Origin of the sequence: Fibrobacter sp. UWB11 (genome assembly GCF_900143015.1) — a bacterium.
Taxonomy (GTDB): Bacteria; Fibrobacterota; Fibrobacteria; order Fibrobacterales; family Fibrobacteraceae; genus Fibrobacter.
On sequence record NZ_FSRT01000002.1, the window covers coordinates 546,180 to 563,576 of the forward strand.

General features: G+C 47.7%; 17 protein-coding genes. 12 read left to right on the forward strand and 5 right to left on the reverse strand.

Annotated elements, in window-relative coordinates:
• Positions 1–144 precede the first annotated feature (144 nt).
• Positions 145–942, forward strand: coding sequence for a KilA-N domain-containing protein (locus BUQ91_RS10740; protein WP_074209272.1), 798 nt, complete (start codon positions 145–147; stop codon positions 940–942).
• A gap of 63 nt (positions 943–1,005) precedes the next feature.
• Here the strand turns inward: BUQ91_RS10740 and BUQ91_RS10745 are convergent, their stop codons facing one another.
• The 3 genes from BUQ91_RS10745 to BUQ91_RS10755 all read right to left on the reverse strand — a co-directional run bounded on the left by BUQ91_RS10745 (position 1,006) and on the right by BUQ91_RS10755 (position 2,893).
• Positions 1,006–1,461 (reverse strand): hypothetical protein, encoded by a 456-nt coding sequence (locus tag BUQ91_RS10745; protein ID WP_074209273.1) that lies wholly within the window; start codon positions 1,459–1,461, stop codon positions 1,006–1,008.
• 188 nt (positions 1,462–1,649) lie between these two features.
• A complete protein-coding gene (locus BUQ91_RS10750) occupies positions 1,650–1,952 on the reverse strand; it encodes a hypothetical protein (protein WP_074209274.1) in 303 nt (100 codons plus the stop codon).
• Between the two features lie 155 nt (positions 1,953–2,107).
• Positions 2,108–2,893, reverse strand: coding sequence for a hypothetical protein (locus tag BUQ91_RS10755; RefSeq protein ID WP_074209275.1), 786 nt, complete (start codon positions 2,891–2,893; stop codon positions 2,108–2,110).
• Positions 2,894–3,464: 571 nt separating this feature from the next.
• On the opposite strand from BUQ91_RS10755, the gene BUQ91_RS10760 reads away from it, so the two are divergent.
• The 10 genes from BUQ91_RS10760 to BUQ91_RS10810 all read left to right on the forward strand — a co-directional run bounded on the left by BUQ91_RS10760 (position 3,465) and on the right by BUQ91_RS10810 (position 13,078).
• Positions 3,465–4,619, forward strand: a complete 1,155-nt coding sequence (locus BUQ91_RS10760; protein ID WP_074209276.1) for a PDDEXK nuclease domain-containing protein — start codon at positions 3,465–3,467, stop codon at positions 4,617–4,619.
• Positions 4,620–4,964: 345 nt separating this feature from the next.
• Positions 4,965–5,342, forward strand: coding sequence for an Hsp20/alpha crystallin family protein (locus BUQ91_RS10765; RefSeq protein WP_074209277.1), 378 nt, complete (start codon positions 4,965–4,967; stop codon positions 5,340–5,342).
• A gap of 543 nt (positions 5,343–5,885) precedes the next feature.
• Positions 5,886–6,923 carry a metal ABC transporter substrate-binding protein gene (locus BUQ91_RS10775; protein ID WP_074209279.1) on the forward strand — a complete coding sequence of 346 codons (1,038 nt, stop codon included), beginning with the start codon at positions 5,886–5,888 and terminating at the stop codon, positions 6,921–6,923.
• A 50-nt stretch (positions 6,924–6,973) separates the two neighbouring features.
• Positions 6,974–7,627: a metal ABC transporter ATP-binding protein gene (locus tag BUQ91_RS10780; RefSeq protein ID WP_074209280.1), complete on the forward strand. Its 654-nt coding sequence runs from the start codon at positions 6,974–6,976 to the stop codon at positions 7,625–7,627.
• A gap of 131 nt (positions 7,628–7,758) precedes the next feature.
• Entirely contained in the window at positions 7,759–8,601 is an 843-nt protein-coding gene (locus tag BUQ91_RS10785; RefSeq protein ID WP_074209281.1) for a metal ABC transporter permease, read from the forward strand.
• Between the two features lie 12 nt (positions 8,602–8,613).
• On the forward strand, positions 8,614–9,066 hold the full coding sequence (locus BUQ91_RS10790; RefSeq protein WP_074209282.1) for a hypothetical protein: 453 nt from the start codon (positions 8,614–8,616) through the stop codon (positions 9,064–9,066).
• 2 nt (positions 9,067–9,068) lie between these two features.
• Positions 9,069–9,344, forward strand: coding sequence for a hypothetical protein (locus BUQ91_RS10795; RefSeq protein WP_074209283.1), 276 nt, complete (start codon positions 9,069–9,071; stop codon positions 9,342–9,344).
• A gap of 161 nt (positions 9,345–9,505) precedes the next feature.
• Positions 9,506–10,009, forward strand: a complete 504-nt coding sequence (locus BUQ91_RS10800; protein ID WP_074209284.1) for a hypothetical protein — start codon at positions 9,506–9,508, stop codon at positions 10,007–10,009.
• Complete coding sequence (locus BUQ91_RS10805; RefSeq protein ID WP_074209476.1) at positions 9,999–12,014, forward strand: TonB-dependent receptor; 2,016 nt, start codon at positions 9,999–10,001, stop codon at positions 12,012–12,014. Before BUQ91_RS10800 ends, BUQ91_RS10805 begins: the two co-directional genes overlap by 11 nt.
• 158 nt (positions 12,015–12,172) lie before the next feature.
• Positions 12,173–13,078, forward strand: a complete 906-nt coding sequence (locus BUQ91_RS10810; protein WP_074209285.1) for a DUF58 domain-containing protein — start codon at positions 12,173–12,175, stop codon at positions 13,076–13,078.
• Positions 13,079–13,219: 141 nt separating this feature from the next.
• Here the strand turns inward: BUQ91_RS10810 and BUQ91_RS10815 are convergent, their stop codons facing one another.
• On the reverse strand, positions 13,220–13,864 hold the full coding sequence (locus tag BUQ91_RS10815; protein ID WP_074209286.1) for a CatB-related O-acetyltransferase: 645 nt from the start codon (positions 13,862–13,864) through the stop codon (positions 13,220–13,222).
• A gap of 60 nt (positions 13,865–13,924) precedes the next feature.
• On the opposite strand from BUQ91_RS10815, the gene BUQ91_RS10820 reads away from it, so the two are divergent.
• Entirely contained in the window at positions 13,925–15,292 is a 1,368-nt protein-coding gene (locus tag BUQ91_RS10820; protein ID WP_072829841.1) for a carboxylesterase family protein, read from the forward strand.
• 49 nt (positions 15,293–15,341) lie between these two features.
• Here BUQ91_RS10820 and BUQ91_RS10825 read toward each other — a convergent pair whose 3' ends face one another.
• Positions 15,342–17,396, reverse strand: coding sequence for an elongation factor G (locus tag BUQ91_RS10825; RefSeq protein ID WP_254842332.1), 2,055 nt, complete (start codon positions 17,394–17,396; stop codon positions 15,342–15,344).
• Position 17,397: the final 1 nt, after the last annotated feature.

The following is a 17,397-nucleotide window of genomic DNA, read 5'->3' on the forward strand; positions in this document are numbered from 1 at the left end:
ATGGCGATTTCGCCACAATTGATTTTCGAGAAATCTCTTGACAGGGCCCGTGCAAGGATGTATATTTAGTGAACAAATGTTCTAGTGCTCAAAATTTCAAAAAGAGTTGCGGTTTTACGCTTGTCCGCAGCGAAGGAGTGAAAAATGAAGATAAAGGTAATGGACGCCGAGATTTCGGTGCAGAGAATCGGGAACGAGGATTACATCTCGCTAACAGATATGGCTCGTAGCCAAATGCAGGAACACATTATTTTCAAATGGCTTAGCACCAAAAGTACAATCGAATATTTAGGTGAGTGGGAGTCCCTCTACAATCCAGATTTTAATTATACCGAATTCGGTACAATTAAAAATATGGCAGGAAGCAACAATTTCGTCCTTTCGACAAAACAATGGATACTTTCCACTAATGCCCTTGGCATAGTGGCAAAAACAGGCCGATATGGAGGAACATTCGCCCATAGGGATATCGCCTATCATTTCGGAATGTGGATTAGCCCACGATTTCACCTACTTCTCATTCACGAATACCAGCGTCTCAAGGCTGCAGAACAGGCTCAATTGGGCTGGTCCGTGCGGCGAGAACTGTCAAAAATCAACTACCATATCCATACGGACGCAATCAAGCAAAACTTGATTCCCGCGACGCTTTCGAAGCAGCAGATGAGCATGGTTTATGCAAGCGAGGCAGACGTTTTGAATGTCGCCCTGTTTGGCTTTACCGCGAAGGAATGGCGCGATGCCCATGCCGACTTGCAGGGGAATGTCCGCGACTATGCGACGGTGAACCAGCTGATTTGCCTTTCGAATATGGAATCGCTGAATTCCGTATTGATTAAGGAGGGGCTGCCGCAACCCGAACGCCTGCAAAAGCTGAACCAGATAGCCATTTCTCAGATGACTGTGCTGGAATCGATTGGGGAAAACAAGTTGTTGAAATAAGTTGTCTCGGGATTCTTTTGTATGGTCGCCGCAGATTTACCCCAGTGTGGTCCACATTACGCTTCACGTCATTTCTGACATGTGTCGTACGCCGAGGCCGCCCGGAGATTCTATCCACTCGGATTCCGGCCAGAGTTTGAATTTCAGTACGGACACGCCCAAGAAACCATTGTAAGTGGCAACATCCCCCGTCAGAATTTCGCCGATTATCATGCCGCATCCGTTTGTCTTGCCGAACAGCTTTTCGGCCTTGGCGCAGTTTTTCTTGAGTTTTGCGAGCGCGGTTTCGCGGTCTTTTGCGGTTGCTTTCTTCAGGAATTTGCTCCACAGTTTTTCCCACTTGGCGATGTCGTTTTGCAGGTCGTCTTCATGCGCGCGGGATTTGGAGACTGCGACAGCGAGGCGCTTGTTCGCAAACATTTTTGCGTTTGTCCGCCATTCAAATGTCTTTACGCCGGTAAGCACCAGCTGGGCGTATGGCGAGCGGATGACGAAGTAGTGTGACGGTTTACCTTGCATTTGGCGGGTCTCCGGAGAATGTTTGACTTTATTTAAAATACTCTAATGGCTGTCTGCGGTCAAGCGGGGCGTTGCGGGGTGTCCCCGCAGAGGGGGTGTCCGGAAGACCCGGCCCTTCGGCAGGCTCAGGGGCCTTAGCCGGGGCTGCAGGCAGGGGGAGGCTTCCCCCACCAAGTAAAAAGGCGGCGTCATTCTTCCATCAGTACCGCGATGTCGTCCTTGTCGAAGTCGGTGCCGAAGGCTTGCCGGTAGCTCGATTCCAGCGCCTCTCCGGGGGTGCAGTTTTCCCTGAACAGGGCCATGCCGCTGTCCAGGCATTCCATGTCAAGCACGCCGTCGGTGTCGATGCTTTCCGGCCGGAACGTGGACCATAGGCAATAGTCGGTGAACCCTTCCCGAATGTCTTCTTCGAGCAGGTTGTCGCCAGTCCCGCTTTGAACTTTCAGAAATACTTTCTCATCTTTCAGCCAAGCGAGTAAAGCGTTGAACATCAAATACAATCTCCTTTTTGCATATTGATTTTCAAATCACCAATTCAGCCATCAGTGGACTTAATTTGTAACAATCATAAATCGGTAGCAGTTGGCTGCCGATAAAACGAAAATGCGAAAACAGCAACAACCCGTTAGAGAATTTTTAATCTTGATTAATTTAACGGCTCTATCGGAACATCCCACAGAATCGTTTCTTCATGCTTTTCAGAGGCCTTCTTTAAATACACTTTTACGGGAGGCAAATTCGACTTCGAAACATTAAATACACACCATCTGTCAAAATAATCTATCAGGCCACCATTTTTTTTATAAAAAATATCGAGCGGAAAATCTTTTTTACTCAACGTAGTCAAAACATTCTCTAAATCAAGTCCACTAGAATCAAGCATTTCTTTAAAATCAAGATCTTCTTTCGGATATTCATATAAGACTTCTTTCAAATAAGCCATCTCCATCTCATAACGAACACATAAGTCTGTATCATCTTTTCCGAGTATGTCAGGGCGCGATTCAGGATTATCCCTAAAATAATTCATACGCGCAAGCGCATAGGCCAATGGTATTTTCTGCTTTAGCAAATCAGGCTTTATGTAATACCAGTGATTATCAGAGTCAAATAAATAGCAGTAGTCGGTAAACATCACTTTCGGATTAATATCTTTTTCACTTCGGCATATTTCATGCGGACAATAGTCACGCCAAACCCTTGTGCAAAAAGTTCTTGTATTACGATCCATTATAGCGGAATTATGTTCTGTACCAGGTGCACCAAGGACTTCCAATTGGCCAAGAGAAAACAATTTTTCCACTTTTTCCGGTGTATCGTAGTACTTTTGCAAAACAAAGCCGGCATATTCTAAATAACCGTCATTGATAACACTGCCGAACTGAATTACATCAGGTGAAACTCGACGTGCAATAACAGCATGTGTGCCCATAATAACTCCTTGATTGTTCATTTAACTGACAATACATGAAACTACATCCATCAAACAAGCCCCGTCAAGGGGTCGCTTTGTTGCCTAAATTTTCTATAAAACCTTCAAACAAGCACGAAATTCTGCAACGACCTGTTGCAGAATTCAAAAAAAATGCACCAAGCTGGTGCAGAATTAGACTAGCCTAAAAGAAAATTTTGCCGTCATTGCAGCCCCTTGATTCCGTCAAAGCGTTTATTTATATTGTTATCGTAATTCGATAATCCTCGCGACAGTCGACATAGACCTCTTGGTCCGTACGTGCATTCGCGGTGAGGCCCATCAACCTTCTTGTTGATGCTGTTGGATAGCTGGTAGGAACACGACCTACTCGAGAGCGTCCGCCAAACGGGCGCCAAGTAACGCCGGGGAAAACCCCCGCCAACAGTACCGCAAGAGCATCCCATTTTCAGCGCAACGCGCTGGAAATCCCCCACACAAAAGCAACCAGTTGTCGCAAAATCTGCGACAACTAACAACGCGCATTTTTTGCGTGTTGTTTGCACCACATTTCACAAAAAAGGATATCAAAATGACTGAAAAATCACCCGTAGATGTTCGCCAAGCCGTCAATACGATAAAAAACGCCATCCTTCAAAGCCAATATAGGGCGGCGAAGGTTGTGAATAGGGAACAATTGTCGCTTTACTTCGGAATAGGCCGATATGTTTCGGAACATTCTAGGAAAGGAGTATGGGGAACTGGTGCTATTGAACGCATCAGCGAACAATTGCAAAAGGAATTGCCTGGATTGAGGGGTTTTTCTGGCACAAGCATTAAGAAAATGCGCCAATTTTATGAAGAATGGGGCTTTATAATTCGACCGCCCACGGCGGGCGATTTGTCGAAATTTGATCAAAAATGCAATTTTTCCACTTCGTTAACCGATTTGGAAGGCATTGACTATACCTTACTCCTGGCACAAAATCGGCAGCCGATGGCTGCCGATATGATGAACAAATTTCTGTCAATTAGTTTTACTCATCATATAGAAATAATTACCAAATCAAAAGACCTGCAAGAACGCCTCTTCTACATCCACCAGACATTCGTCAATCATTGGGACAAAAACAAGCTCCGCGATATGCTCAAATCGGATCTTTTCCACCATCAAGGAAAATTGCCTAATAACTTTACAAACACGATGAACAGTTCAAAGAATGCTTTGCAGGCTATCGGAATGTTCAAGGACGAATATCTGCTCGATTTTATCAATGTCGAGGAATTGGGCGTTCGCGACAAGGCGGATATTGACGAGCGAGTTGTCGAAAAAGCTATTGTCAACAATGTTAAAAACTTCATCATGACCTTCGGACGTGACTTCGCATTTGTCGGTAATCAGTACCATCTAGAAAAGTTCGGGCATGACGAATATCCTGATTTGCTTTTCTACAACCGGGAATTGACGGCTCTTGTTGCAGTCGAATTGAAGCAAGGGGCTTTCAAGCCGGCTTATCTCGGACAACTAAGTGCTTACCTGCGCATTCTCGATAGCGAAGTCAAGAAGCCGTTCGAAAATCCGAATATTGGCATTGTACTTTGCAAGGAAGCGGATAAAACATTTGTGGAGTTTCTCATACAAGGTTACGATAATCCAATGGGGGTAGCCACTTATAAATCAGCTGAAGATGTTCGCAAGGTTCTGCCTTCGGAAGAAGACCTACGCAAAGCGATGGAAGAGGGGTAAACACTCCCCATTTCAAATTGATCCACCGGATGTTTCACGCGCGAAACACAGGCCGTTAATTTCTGAAATACCCGCATCGTCCGCGACGTTCCAACCGCATTTTTTAGCCTTTTCCGCTCACATTTCTGCGCATCCCTGGCCACTTTTATCCGCAAAAATCTCGTTTTTTCATCAAATTTCGACATTTCCGGGGCATTTTTGGAGCAATCATCGATACCACACAAAAAAATTTTTCCGCGCAACCCGCAAAAACGAAAAAGTTGGCACGGCTTTCGCTTAAGGTAGGGTGTAAAACAAAAGGGCCAACGGTAAACGCCGAGCCCGCAACAAAAAGAGGTTAAAATTATGATGAACACACAGATTCTTCCGAACGCTTTCTATGGTATCCAGAATTTCATTGACAGCTTGAACGCAGCAAACGCACAGGGCGAATGCACTTACACGCCGAAGGCTGACTACTACGAAACCGAAAACGGCTTTGCTCTCGAAGTTGAGCTGCCGGGCGTCAAGAAAGAAGATATGGACATCCAAGTAGAAAAGAATATTTTGACTGTCAAGGCCACTCGCGCCCGCAAGGACGAAAAGTTCACTTACGAACGCAGCTTCCGCTTGGCAGACGATATTAATACAGACAACATCAAGGTCTCCTTGGAAAACGGTATCTTGAAATTTGACCTTACCAAGAAAGCTCAGGCCGCAGCCCGCAAAATCACGATTGCCTAACCGGCAATCGGGCTAACGCCTAAAAAATTTCATAAGCTCCTTTTTCATACAACTCCTCCTTAGAACAACAAAAGGGTTCCCAACATCTGCTGGGAGCCCTTTTTTGATTGCCAAAGAACATGGTTTTTACTATCTTTTAATTTGAGAATCATTCTCAATTCAAATTTATTCAGAGAGATAACGTGTTTCACATACTAGACAAGTTAATGGTCACATTGGCGTTGCTCTACACAGAGCACCACATAGACCATCATTGCCATGGCGAGCACTGCCATACTTGTCACCATATACACCACTGTCTCAACCTTATTTCGGAATTTTGCTTTGAACTCGTCGAAGCCCCGATAGAGCTCATTTGCCGTTGTTTTCTTTTTAAACTGGTGCGGTTCGCGGTCATTGTTCTGCGGCCGATTACGCTCGTTTCGCAAAAAATCCTTTTACTGAATTAGACTAATTATCGTCAATAAGCGTCTGCGCTTACGCAAAAATATTCAAATAAAATCACGGCTCAAAGCCTTAAATTCAATTTTAAAAGGATTAAAAATGAAAAAGATTTCATTTTGTGGTTTGGCATTCGCACTTTTTGCAGCAACGCTCAGTTCCCTCGTCGCTTGCAACAATGTCGAAAAGAAACCGGAACAAAGCAAGCTCTCTATCGTCACAACAATTTATCCGGAATACGCATGGACTAAAGAAATTCTCGGTTCACGCGCAGACTCTGTAAATCTCACGCTTTTGATGAAGAACGGTGTTGATTTGCATAGCTACAAGCCCACGGCACAGGATATTGCAAAGATTGCAAGTGCTGACATGGTTGTTTACGTGGGTGGAGAATCGGATGAATGGATCAAGGATGCGCTCGAAGCATCCCCGAAAAAAGGCCGTTCCGAAATTAATTTGCTTGAAGCTCTCGGCGACCGCGTCAAGGCGGAAGAAGTTGTCGAAGGGATGCAGGCGGAACACGAAGAGCACGAGCATCATGAACATCACGACGAGCATGCCGAAGAGCACCACCATCATCACGACCATGAAGAAGAAGTCGAAAACGATGAACACGTTTGGCTCTCGCTGAAGAACGCCGAAATTTTGGTACAAAAGATTGCAACAGAACTTGCAAAGAAAGACTCCGCACACGCAAAGCTCTACACCGAAAACGCAAAAGACTACATCGCAAAAATTCAATCGCTCGATGCAGAATACCGCACAACCATTGATAGTGCCGCCCGCAAGACAGTTCTTTTTGGCGATCGTTTTCCTTTTCGTTATTTGGTGGACGATTATGGCCTTAAGTATTATGCTGCGTTTGTGGGCTGTTCCGCCGAAAGTGAAGCGAGCTTTGAGACAATTGCGTTCCTTGCGGGGAAGATGGATTCTCTATCGCTGCCGGCCATTTTCACCATCGAAAAAGGGAACCAGAAAATCGCACGCGCCATTCTCGAAGCAAGCAAAAGCTCAAAGGCAGCGCAAGTTCTTACCATCAATTCGATGCAATCGGTAACGGAACAGCAAATCGCCGAAGGGTTCAGCTATTTATCGATTATGGAATCGAATCTTGAAGTTCTGAAACAAGCAATTAAGTAATTGTTTAAGTAAAATGGAGATGTCCGGCTAAATCGGGCATGACAAGCTGAATGAGCAACAATAAACCTCTTATTAAATGCAACCAAATTACGCTCGGTTACGGTAACAAGAACATCGTCAATAGTTTCAATTACGAAATCAACATAGGCGATTACCTTTGCATCATTGGCAGGAACGGTTGCGGAAAGACGACTTTTTTGCGCGGGCTTGCCGGCGTGTTGCGCCCCAAAGCTGGGAAAATCGAACTTCGCGACAATTTACAGCGAAAGCAAATTGGTTACTTGCCGCAAATTACGGTTACGCAAAAGGATTTTCCTGCTTCCGTCGAAGAGATTGTGCTTTCGGCATTTCAGGGTAAAAGTTTGCTGCTCCCGTTTTACGGTCGTGCCCTCCGGGAGCGCGCCAACGAATGTTTGGCGCTCACCCGAACCGAAAACTTGCGGAAAGCGTGTTTCCGCGAGCTTTCGGGTGGCCAAAAGCAGCGCGTGCTTTTGGCGAGGGCGCTCTGCGCCGCCGAACGCATGTTGCTGTTAGACGAGCCCGTTACCGGTCTTGATCCTGAATCTTCGCAAAACATGTACAACATCATCAAGGAACTTCACGAGCAAAAGAAAATGACAATCGTGATGGTCACGCATGATGTCGAAGCAGCCACAAAGTACGCCACGCGAGTATTGGATTTTAACACCATGTTCAACAATTAATCTGTACGGTCACTCAATGCATCTCGTCATTCTGAGAAGCGAACCGCTTCGAAGAATCCAGTCATTTTTTCCATTGGATTCTATCGGTTCAAGGCCGGAATGACATTAAAAAATTCCACTTTCTATTTCAAATGCTCGACACTCTATTATTCTATCTCGACTTCCCGTTCGTGCGATACGCGATTATTGTCGGTACGCTTATATCGCTTTGTTCATCGCTCTTGGGAGTAACGCTTGTTCTCAAGCATTATTCTTACATTGGCGATGGACTTTCGCATGTGGCATTCGGAGCACTCGCCATTGCGTCCATTCTCAAAGTCACAAATAACATGTTCATTATTTTGCCAATAACTGTCGCGGTTGCGGTACTGCTCCTTTGCGGTGGAAAAGACGCAAGAATCAAGGGAGACGCCGCCATTGCAATGGTTTCCGCAGGAGCACTCGCCATCGGCTACTTGCTCATGAACATTTTCTCCGCTTCTGCAAATGTCGCAGGCGATGTTTGTACAACGCTTTTCGGCTCGATGTCCATACTTACGCTCAAGCCGACAGACGTTTATCTTTGCGTAGCCCTCTCGATTGTTGTCCTCGTAACGTTCGTGCTTTTTTACCACAAGATTTTCGCCATCACCTTTGACGAAAATTTCGCGCGAGCCACAGGCGTGAACGTTAATTTATTCAATTTACTCATCGCCATTATTATCGCAGTCATCATCGTCCTTGCGATGAACCTCGTCGGCGCACTTTTAGTCTCCGCACTCGTCGTATTCCCGGCGCTTTCTGCCATGCGCGTTTTCAAGAGTTTTTTCACAGTGACCATTGCCGCAGCTATTATTTCGGTCGTTTGTTCTCTCACCGGAATTCTCGTCGCCATTTTGGCCGGAACTCCCGTGGGTTCAACGATTGTCGCGATGGACATTGTCGCATTTTTCGTTTGTTACATCACAAGCGCTATTCGCAACAGAAAAGCGTAATTGGGGTATCGCATGAGAAAAAGTAATTTATATAAAATATTTAGAATTGCAGTCATTGTAACGCTTTGCTTATTTTCAATCACAAGCGCAAATGCAACCGATAAAGTTTCCGCCAACCGCGTTGACATAGACCTTTCTCGCATGAGCGCCACCATGGTCTATTCCATGGTTTATCAGATGGTAACCGAGCCCCAAAAATTCGTCGGCAAAACCATCAAAATGAAGGGAGCTTTCTCCAGCTATCAAGACGAAGAAACCGGGCGACGCTTTTTCGGTTGCATCATAAAGGACGCACTCGCCTGCTGTTCACAAGGGCTCGCCTTCGAAACAGCAAAGCCTCGAAAGTATCCTAGTGAATATCCAAGCGAAGGAAGCACCATCATAATCGTCGGCATTTTCGAATACGAAAAAGAAGAAGATGGAATCGGGTTCCCGATTATCAAGAACGCAAAACTTTTTAGATAAGAATGTTTCGTCTATCATACATGCACAAGTTCATCATCGTGCTGATTGCAGCATGCCTTTTGGCAGTTGCGCAGCACCATCATGATGATTTCGAGGAGCACGACGATTGCCCCGTTTGCGCGTTGATTCACGACGGATACAATCTAGATGATTTCACGCCTGTCGCGGTCGTATTTTGGATTCTGCTATTTATTCTACAAGTGCAGTACGCCTCGCGAAATCCGCAAACTTTTGTTCATCGTTATAACCCTCGCGGCCCTCCCGCCATCAAGACTTAACTGGATCAGAATCCAATCAATTCCATAAACTTGTACAAAAAAAATGTTGTTAACCCCTATCAACAACATTTGCAACCTTCTAGGCGCTTAGGTACACCTCCCTAAGCGTTTAGAAGCGTTGTCATTCTTCGCACACTTGTGCAAAAAACAAAGGATTTATAATGAAAAAATTCCATTTCTTGGCTCTCGCCATTTTCGCTCTTGTGTTCGCCGCTTGCGGCGACAGCAACTCCACCTCCACCGATCAGCACGAACACTTCGAAGCCGAAGGTTGGAACCTCTACTGGCCCGACTGGAAACTCGCCTACAGCGTTTACCAGGGCAAAGAAGACAAGAGCCTCGAAACGCTCCGCGTCAATGCAAACTGCCTTAGCGAACATTTGACCGTCAAGTTCCTCGACGATGAAAAAAAAGAAGTTTCCGCACCCAAAGACGACGAGCACACACTCGGCTGGAGCATTGGCGATGAATCCATCCTCGACATCGAAGCATGTGGCAGCTGGGGCTTCCACCTGAAAGGCGTCAAGGAAGGCGAAACAACGTTGACGCTCAAAGTCAAGCATCACGACCATGCCGACGCCCGCACGCCGGAAATCCGCGTCATTGTTGACAAAGCCTTGAAGGCAGAAGATTGTCCATTCCAGGACGATGACGATGATGAATAACACCCTTATTAGGGCTGTAATGGGGAGCCTCCTTTGCGGAGGCTTCCTTCATTTTTCATTCGCCCAAGAATTTGTACAGGATTTAGGCAATTCGACAATTGTTGCCGAACAATCCACCGAAACTATTTTAGACGGTTTGCGCAAAGACGAAGAACTGCAAGCCGAAAAACTCGATCGCAAAATTTCCACAACCATCGCAGAAACAATCAAAAACGAGCCCGATATTGCCATCCGCTCCATGGGTCCTGCAGCCGCACGCCCTGTTATCAAAGGACTTTCAGGCAGTCACGTCGCCATTACCGAAGACGGTTCCTTTTGCGGAGACATGAGTGCCACCTCGCCCGATCACGCCGTCGCTTCTGAAGTCTTGACCGCACACAAGCTAAACATCGTCCGCGGCCCTAGAATTTTGAGTGAATCTTTCGCTACCGCAGGCGGCGTCATACACGTCAACCACCAAGATATACCCTTCGAAATCGCGACCGTCCACGATTCTTTATCTAGCGATTCAAGCAACTCGCAACTTCACGGCTACGTCACCGGTTACACCGAAACAGGGCAACCGGGATTCGCCACCGTCGTAGGCGTGAACGGCAACATCCACGGACTATCGTTCAAAGGCGAAGTTTCTGCACGTAACATGGGCGACATGCAAACGCCCAATGGCACGCTCAAAAACACGGATATCGAAAACAGGAGCATCGCCATCGGCGCCGCCTACAGCCTCGAACGCTTCAAATTCGGAGTATCCTTCCGCTCGTTCAATTCCAACTACGGAATTCCCGGCGGATTCATCGGCGGGCACCCCAACGGCGTTGATATCGACCTTTTCAAGCGCGACTTGACTTTGCTCGGGCTTTACCTCCCCGCCCAAAAGTCCAGCGACACCTTGAGCGTCACATTCCGATTCAATCAGTACCACCACACGGAATACGAAACCAAGAAATACGTTGGCGCAGAATTCGCCGTCAATCAAGCAAACTTGCGCATTGAAAAATTCATCGCCAATAGCGGTCCATTTTTCGGTATTCGCCTCGGTACAGAACTCGACAGCCGCTCTGTCGAAATGGGCGGTTATGTCTTTACGCCTCCCACCAATTCTTACGCCGCATCGCTATTTTCCATCGCAAGTTTGAACGGATGGGATGGTTTAGAAATTACATTGTCCGCACGACTTGGAGGAGCATTTTTCAGACCACGCGAAAGCATCGTTGCAGACAAAGACGCCATCGAAGACCGCAATTTTGCGTTATGGGCATTCGCTGCCGAATTTTCACAAATCGTTGCTCCCGGGAAATTCCTGACACTTGATATTTTCCGCACCACACGCGCCCCGTCCATCGAAGAACTCTACAACCAAGGTCCGCATCTCGCCGCCTACACTTACGAACGCGGCTATCACAAGCTCGATGATGAAAGCGGTTACGGAGCAGAACTCGAATTTCGAGATTACGGCGAGCACATCAACTGGCGAGCCTCAACACACATCACCTGGTTCCTGAATCACTTGGCGCCACGCGCCACTGGAGACACCAACTGGTCCCAACTTTTGCCGATTTATCAAGTCAGCGGCGACGACGCGCTACTCATGGGTGCAAACGCATCCATTGAGACTTCGGCAGAGCAGGGTTTCTACGCCCAAGCAGGTGCAAGCTACGTTTGCGGATTTTACCAGAACGAAAACTGGAGCGACATGCCGCAAATTCCGCCATTCAAATTCCACGGCGAAATTGCTTACCTTTGGACACACGTTCGCGCGGGGCTCAACGCCGAATTTGCACTCGCGCAAAACCGTACCGACCGCTACGAAGAACGCACTCCCGGCTACATAACCTTCGGAGCCTCCCTCGAATTCCACTGGTCGCTCGCACTCGCCCACTACAGCATCATCCTCCGTGGCGAAAACTTGTTCGATGCCGACGTGCGCAACCACCTTTCTCGCCTCAAGTCCGTGATGCCCGAAAAAGGCCGCAACCTAAGCCTTCTCGCCAAAGCGGAATTCTAAAAATCACTGGATCCTTCACTATCGTTCAGGATGACAAAAACGCAATGTCATGCCGGACACCGTTCCGGCATCACCATTCTCCATTACATAGAAACGCATTTATGGTCTTTCCCGTGCGATATTTGTATATTCTTTAGCGAAAAAAAAGAAGAATTACGATGGCCGATAAAGAATTGCTTGATAAAGAAGTTTTAAAGACCGTTAGCCGCATTGAACTTTCTGTGCGCGGCACGCTCGACACCGTGATGACCGGAGCTTACCACAGTTCCTTCAAAGGGAACGGTATGGAATTCAGCGAAGTTCGCGAATACATGCCCGGCGATGATGTGCGCACGATTGACTGGAACGTGACCGCCCGAACCGGCACGCCTTACGTCAAAAAGTTCATCGAAGAACGCGAAATGACCATGCTCCTCATGGTCGATGCTTCAAGCAGCTCCGAATTTGGTTCTGGCAAGCAAATGAAAGGTGAAGTCATGGCAACGCTCACGGCTCTCCTCGCATTCGCCGCCATCAAGAACAACGACAAGGTAGGCCTCCTCATTTACACCGACCAAGTCGAACTGTTCATCCCGCCCGAGAAAGGCCGCAAACACGTGTTGCGCCTCATCCGCGAAATTCTCTACTTCAAGCCGCAGCACCACGGCACCAACACGCAAGTCGCCCTCGAATATGCCGGCAAGATTCTAAACCGCAAGGCAGTCGTCGTTGTGATGAGCGACTTCTTGGACGAAGGTTTTGAAAATGCATTCCGCGTGTTGCGCAAGCGCCACGACGTTCTCGCCGTGTCCGTCGTTGACCCGCGTGAAATGGAACTCCCGCCTGCAGGCCTCGTAGAACTCGAAGACCCAGAAACCGGCGAAACACTCCTCATCGACACCGGTGACGCCGCCTTCCGCGAAGCATTCGCCCGCGAAGCCAAACGTCAAGGCAAAGCCACCAAGGAACTATTCCAGCGCATGTCGATTGACTTTGTTCGCATCGAGACGCACGACGACTTCAAGGAAACAGTCGCCCCGCTCATCGAGCACTTCCGCCGCCGCGCTCGCGCTGCTAGCCGATAACTGTCAAAAAAACAATTACAAACGCCCTCAATTAATATTGAGGGCTTATTGTTTTACAGGTCGCTAGCAGATAACATCAAGTACCCTGAGCTCGCCGAAGGGTACCGCGCGCAATCATCCTGAACGAATGCGAAGGTCCAGTTACATTCCTTCTAGCATCCCCTTCAACTCCCGCTTCACGGTCTCCAAATCGCTATTCGTAAGCACCGGAATCAGCGTATTGATTTCTTCGATGGATTTGTCCCACCATTTGAACTTCAGCAAGAGCGAAGTCAGTTCTTCGTCAAAGCGGTAGCGGATTGTCTCCGCCGGATTCCCGACCACAACCGTGTACGGTTCCACGTTGCTTCCGACAACGCTATTCGCACCGATAATAGCACCATCGCCAATATGCACGCCCGGCAAAACCACCGCGTTCTGCCCGATCCACACATCGTTCCCGATGACGGTATCGCCCTTGAACGGCAAATCGCTTTTTGCAGGCGATTTCATATTCCAGCCTTCGAGCGTGTAGAACGGGAAAGTCGAAACAGCATTCATCTGGTGATTCGCGCCATTCATTACAAATTCCACACCAGCCGCAATCTGACAGAATTTGCCAATAATAAGTTTATCACCAATAAAGTCATAGTGGTGCGTCACATGACTTTCGAATTCCGAATCCGCGATGTACGTAAAATCTCCGACGATAATATTCGGATTTTTAACCGTAGGCTTGACATAGATTTCCTTTTCATAGCCTGCAATCGGATAAATTGTATTTGGATTGGGGATTTTTTCGCTCATACTCTAAATATATTTTAAAATTTGTATATATTTTCCTAAAATTTCAATCTGGAGGGGCGCATGAACACGCACATTTTCGGCCAAAAAGTTTTTTGGACCGTTCTCGCAACAGTCACACTTTTAGCCATTACCACAAACGCAGCAGAAACTCGCTATAAGGACCGCTTATTCGAGGTTTCCAAAGAAGTAGATGTCACTTATGCAGAAAAAGTTCCAAAACTAAGTTCACTGCATGATATCGCAAAATTAACCTTTTCCTTTGGAGACAGCATCTTCTTTTATACAAGCGAAAGCGAAGTAACACTCAGTTCCATGAAAATGGACATCTACACACCAAAGGGCGACACAGAAAAAAAACGCGCAGCAGTTATCGTTGCTCACGGTGGAGCCATGATTAAAGGTTCCAAAAACGATTTCAGCCAGCTTTCAATCACCTATTGCGATTCTCTTGCAGCACGTGGATTCGTGACAGCATCCATGGGATACCGCACAGGCGTATCGCTTAGAGGCGAAGGCAACTCTCTCAGCATTGACAGCGCTGATTTCGGACGATCAGTGTATCGCGGAGTACAAGATATCAACGCCGCAGTGCGCTACATGCGCAAAAACGCAGACAAATACGGAATCGACACGAACCAAATTTACCTTATCGGTAACAGCTCTGGAGCAATTCTTTCCATCGAAAACATTTATACAAACAACGAAAGTGAATTCCCAAGTTACATTAACTACGGCGATGCACCAGATCTCGGCCCACTGAATCTCTACGGCGAACAAGGCGTTGGTTTCCATGCAAATGGCGGTGTTTTCTTGTGGGGAGCAACACATGACCCCAGCATCATCGGCAGCAGCGAGGTTCCCGTCCTTCTTATTCATGGAACCGAAGACAAAACTGTTCCCTTTAAAGTCGGGCATCCACTCGATGGCGCTGCAAGAATGTTAAAGAGAATGGCACCTGAGGAATACGCACCACTTGTAGAGGCAATCGACTTTGTTGTCGAAACCCCTACACTTTACGGAAGCTACGTCATCGACTCCATCTTGAAAGCCAAGAATATTGAGCACGAAACATTTTTCGCAAACACTTCAACCCACGAAGTATACGACGAACTCGAATACGAAAAAACAGTACAAACAAAAGTTTTTGATTTTTTGTTTAAACTCGCTTCCTCAAATTCGACAACATCTATCGGCAAGCACACTATCGCATCTCGCGCATCGGGAATCCAGATGCAAAAGGGCAATTTGAGCTTCATCGTTACTCGCGGCAACAACCTAAAATACACCGTGATGGACCTTCGCGGCCGCCCAGCAATGTCGGGTAGAGTATCCGCAAATGAATCTGTAGACTTGAGCTCGCTTAGCAATGGCGTTTACGTATTACACGTGCAAGGTGAACGCGCCATACGCATTGGAATCAGTAAATAACGCGTCTCGCCAAAGCGAGCGTTCCATTCAAATTTAAAACTGTAAAATATTAAACAGAAGCAGGACGGTAGCCGAGCAGCTTCATGCTGTAAAGCGCCGTCCCTTTGCTTATACTGCGGACACCCGTAGCATAACCGAAAATCTTTCGCAGTGGCACGTCAGCTTTCAAAAAGTGCGTTTTGCCATCGCCTTCGATTTCCTTCACCTTGCCTTCGCGAGCCTGGATATCGCCCGTCACAAGACCAGCAAAATTCACGGGACATTCCAGCGAAAGTTCCATCACCGGTTCGTACAACTGCACATCCGCAGGCTTCACAAGTTTAGCGACTGCATCGACGCAGCACTTCTTGATCATCGGCGGGAGCGCCCCTTCCGTCCATTCAAAGCGATGGACTTCAAAACGTACGCCTACAAGCGGGCCCTTGCCGAGCACGCCGACTTCGGTCGATTCCAGGAGTGCCGAACGCACACCCGCCAAAATTTCACGCGGGGCACTTTCCATGAACTCCGCAGACAAGCGAATATCGTGAGCATCGCCTTCTAGAGGGGATGCCGAAATGCTAATGGACATTTTATGCGGCCCAATCTGGAACGTATTTTCTGCAGGTCCCACTTCACGGCACAAGCGTTCTTGCCAACGCACTTCGGGGCTACCGGCTCTCACTTCGCAACCAAATTCACGTTTTAAGCGGGCTAGCAGCACATCGAGTTGCACCTCGCCCACCGTATGCAAGTACCAGAAACCTCCATCGTCCTTTTGCACGCGGAAACTCGGATCCATTCGCGCCAGCACAGAGAGGCTGCGTTCCACGTGGGCATAATCTTCCGTGCGTACACATTCCACACGCGTCTGCAACAACGGCAAATAATTTTCGCTGATAGACGGCGCGGCAGTTCCGGCGGCATTTTCCGCGGCATCTCCTGCAGCTTCATAGATTGCTTCGCCTTCGGCTCGCAATGACGTTCCCGCGGCATCTCCCATCGAACTTTCATCGCGCATTCCACGACCGTCTAAATAAATCACTTGCCCAAGTTCCGTCTCAAACGGGCTGCGCATCGCATAAATATCGCCCGAACGGATTTCATCCACCGGCAAAAGCATATTCGCCTTGAGCCTCGAAAACTCAAAACCCGCCGGCCAATCACGGCGCAACAAATCCACATGGCTGCGGAACAGCGAAATCTCGCCAATCCCACGGAAATGCCTCAAACGCACAACTTGCCCAAGCTCATTTTCTCCAAACGTCGGAACTTCCGGCAAAAAGAACGAGAGCGCCGTCACGATGCTACGAACGCCAAAACCTTCCAGCGCAGAACCCGCATAGCAAATCACATATTCATCGCTTGCAGCAAGCGCTTTAAGCCCGCGCAAAAGCATCTTGGGCGGCACCGGCTTATTTTCAAGCGCAAGCGACAAAATTTCATCGTCAAAATTGCTTGCAAATTCCACCGCTTCGGCATAATACTTTTTCAAAAGCGCACGCTCTTCCGCAGAACCCGCATCCGATTCCCAACCGTCATCGAGAACTTCTGCACCCGATTCCGAATGCACCAAACGGCTTTGGCTCAACACATCGAGCACGGCATGCATTTTGCCATTTTTAAACTGTGGCACAGACATGAGCACCGGGCGCACACCAAGCGTTTCTTCAATGTTGATGAGCGTTTCGTCCAGCGAATAATCGGGATTATCGAGTTTATTTACAAATAAAATCGTACGTACACGCGATTCTCGCAACTTGCGGAACGAGGCAACCGTCTGCGTTTCGACACCACTTGCGGCACTCACCACAAGCACAGCGCCTTCCACAGCCGTAAGCGCCATATCGACTTCGGCTCCAAAGTCAACATGCCCCGGCGTATCAATAAAATTAAACCATGTATTTTTCCATTCGAAATGTGCCACGCCACTTTCAATCGTGATGCCGCGTTCCTTTTCTTCGGGCATGTAGTCCATCGTGGCCAAGCCATCTTCTACGCGCCCCGGGCGGTGAATTTCGCCTGCCGCAAAAAGGATTCTCTCAGAAAGAGTCGTCTTGCCCGCATCAACGTGGGCGAGAATTGCAATATTTCGAATCGGCTGTTTCATAAGCCAAAGATACATT

Coding starts and splice junctions, on each gene's coding strand:
- BUQ91_RS10740 (WP_074209272.1), top strand. CDS start 145: ATGAAGATAAAGGTAATGGACGCCGAGATTTCGGTGCAGAGAATCGGG.
- BUQ91_RS10745 (WP_074209273.1), bottom strand. CDS start 1,461: ATGCAAGGTAAACCGTCACACTACTTCGTCATCCGCTCGCCATACGCC.
- BUQ91_RS10750 (WP_074209274.1), bottom strand. CDS start 1,952: ATGTTCAACGCTTTACTCGCTTGGCTGAAAGATGAGAAAGTATTTCTG.
- BUQ91_RS10755 (WP_074209275.1), bottom strand. CDS start 2,893: ATGGGCACACATGCTGTTATTGCACGTCGAGTTTCACCTGATGTAATT.
- BUQ91_RS10760 (WP_074209276.1), top strand. CDS start 3,465: ATGACTGAAAAATCACCCGTAGATGTTCGCCAAGCCGTCAATACGATA.
- BUQ91_RS10765 (WP_074209277.1), top strand. CDS start 4,965: ATGATGAACACACAGATTCTTCCGAACGCTTTCTATGGTATCCAGAAT.
- BUQ91_RS10775 (WP_074209279.1), top strand. CDS start 5,886: ATGAAAAAGATTTCATTTTGTGGTTTGGCATTCGCACTTTTTGCAGCA.
- BUQ91_RS10780 (WP_074209280.1), top strand. CDS start 6,974: ATGAGCAACAATAAACCTCTTATTAAATGCAACCAAATTACGCTCGGT.
- BUQ91_RS10785 (WP_074209281.1), top strand. CDS start 7,759: ATGCTCGACACTCTATTATTCTATCTCGACTTCCCGTTCGTGCGATAC.
- BUQ91_RS10790 (WP_074209282.1), top strand. CDS start 8,614: ATGAGAAAAAGTAATTTATATAAAATATTTAGAATTGCAGTCATTGTA.
- BUQ91_RS10795 (WP_074209283.1), top strand. CDS start 9,069: ATGTTTCGTCTATCATACATGCACAAGTTCATCATCGTGCTGATTGCA.
- BUQ91_RS10800 (WP_074209284.1), top strand. CDS start 9,506: ATGAAAAAATTCCATTTCTTGGCTCTCGCCATTTTCGCTCTTGTGTTC.
- BUQ91_RS10805 (WP_074209476.1), top strand. CDS start 9,999: ATGATGAATAACACCCTTATTAGGGCTGTAATGGGGAGCCTCCTTTGC.
- BUQ91_RS10810 (WP_074209285.1), top strand. CDS start 12,173: ATGGCCGATAAAGAATTGCTTGATAAAGAAGTTTTAAAGACCGTTAGC.
- BUQ91_RS10815 (WP_074209286.1), bottom strand. CDS start 13,864: ATGAGCGAAAAAATCCCCAATCCAAATACAATTTATCCGATTGCAGGC.
- BUQ91_RS10820 (WP_072829841.1), top strand. CDS start 13,925: ATGAACACGCACATTTTCGGCCAAAAAGTTTTTTGGACCGTTCTCGCA.
- BUQ91_RS10825 (WP_254842332.1), bottom strand. CDS start 17,396: ATGTATCTTTGGCTTATGAAACAGCCGATTCGAAATATTGCAATTCTC.